Genomic DNA, 1,626 nt, shown 5'->3' on the forward strand with positions numbered 1-1,626 from the left:
TTCCAGTCCCCCTGCCGGCCGCCAGCCCGCGCGGCTGATGGCCGCCCCGGAGCCCGCCCTGCCGACCGCCCTGCCGGGGCGGCCATCAGCCGCGCAGGCTGCGGGCCGGCAGGAGGACGTGCGCCGCGCTGGTCAGCGTCTCGGCGTCACCGGCGAAGGCGGCGAGGGCCTCGGGCTCGACGGGCATGCCGGGCCGGGCCTCGGGCCAGGGGCGGGTCGCGAAGAGCAGGTAGGCGAAGCCGCGTCGGTCTACGGCGGCGAGCCACTCCGGCGGTGCGGGGCACTGGGCGTTGAGCTGCGGCATCGTGACGACGGCCTGGCCCGCCTCGACGAGCAGGGTGACCGGCAGGCTGGGGTGGGCGGCGCCGTCGACGACCTTCTCGCCGATGGACAGACCGAGGCTCGTCAGCAGATCCGCGACGGCGGCCGTGGACCCCTCGGGACCGCTCTGCCCGTCGCCGAGGGTGTAGGCGAGCAGGTAGGGCATGTCCCCGTCGGGGGCTTCACCGCTCCAGGCCATGACGACGAGCGTGCCGAGGTCTGCGGGGCGGAAAGGGCGGGTTTCAGCGGAAGTTGAAGTCACCGCGGAACCCTATCCACGCCCGCCAAACGACCCTGCCGCCTTTTCACCCGACCGGGCGACAGCCGCCGACCGACCACACGAACGGGGGACACGCCTCGAACACCGTGGAACCACCTCTCCGGAAGGGCGGGAGAACGACCGGGGCCGGCCCCGCGGTGTCGCGGAACCGGCCCCGTGGGACCGCGAGGGGAACGGTCAGCGCTGGAGGGGCAGACCACCGAGGAGCTGGCCGGGACCTCCGGAGGAGTTGAGGGTCTTGGTCGCGCCGCTCACCGTGTGGAGCACGGAGTCCTTGTTCTCGGTGTCGAGCGCGTTCGACTGCTGCTGCAGGGGTGCGGGTGAGATGGGCTCCTTGAAGAGCGTGTTCACCGCGCCGTTGAGGCTGGTGGGCGTGACGTCCGTGGCGTCGTAGGCAAAGGCCGGCGCGGCGGCGCCAGCGATGGCCATGGACCCGGCAACGACAGCGGCGGCCTTCAGGGACTTCATCGTGTTCCTCTCCTCGGAATACTGGAAGCACTGCGCCGTGTCCAACGAGCCCTCGCGCCGGCGGAAACCCCGTACCGGACAGGTCATATCTGACGCCGAACGACAGGTCATACGAACCAGCCGGTCTAGCGAACGGGCAGCGTGCCCGTGGGCGGCGTCGCGGGCAGCTCCGCCGGCGGCTGTACCGGCGGCAGGTCGGCCGGGACGGGCAGGCCGCTGCCGACCAGGATGGCCGCGATGAGCTTGAGCAGGCTGGTCACCACACCGGTGACGGCGGGCACCACCTGGGCGAGGTCGCCGGAGGTGACCGCCTTGAGCAGGGCGTCGACGGCGGCCTGGAGAGCGGTGAGCGCGTCGGTCACCGGGTCCGCCGCGGTTCTGCCGACCCGCTGCGCGAGGCCCCGGTCGAACGCCGGCAGCGTGACGGCCTGCTGCGGCGCGGCAGGCACCGACGGCGCCGCCGGGACGAGGGGCGTGGTGACGGCGGGCGGCGCCGGGGGCACGGCGGGCGCCGGTGGCGTGACGGGTACGGCGGGGACGGCGGGCGCGGGAGGCGT

General features: G+C 73.9%; 2 protein-coding genes and 1 pseudogene. All 3 read right to left on the minus strand.

Annotated elements, in window-relative coordinates:
* Positions 1 to 85: 85 nt before the first annotated feature.
* Complete coding sequence (locus tag P1P70_RS44340) at positions 86 to 583, minus strand: DUF5949 family protein (protein WP_319248124.1); 498 nt, start codon at positions 581 to 583, stop codon at positions 86 to 88.
* 195 nt (positions 584 to 778) lie between these two features.
* Positions 779 to 1,069, minus strand: a complete 291-nt coding sequence (locus tag P1P70_RS44345; protein WP_230211661.1) for a hypothetical protein — start codon at positions 1,067 to 1,069, stop codon at positions 779 to 781.
* A 125-nt stretch (positions 1,070 to 1,194) separates the two neighbouring features.
* Positions 1,195 to 1,626, minus strand: a pseudogene (locus tag P1P70_RS44350) (hypothetical protein); the annotation flags it as partial.

Origin of the sequence: Streptomyces sp. MB09-02B, from assembly GCF_033794485.1 — a bacterium.
In the GTDB taxonomy this organism is placed as follows: Bacteria; Actinomycetota; Actinomycetes; order Streptomycetales; family Streptomycetaceae; genus Streptomyces.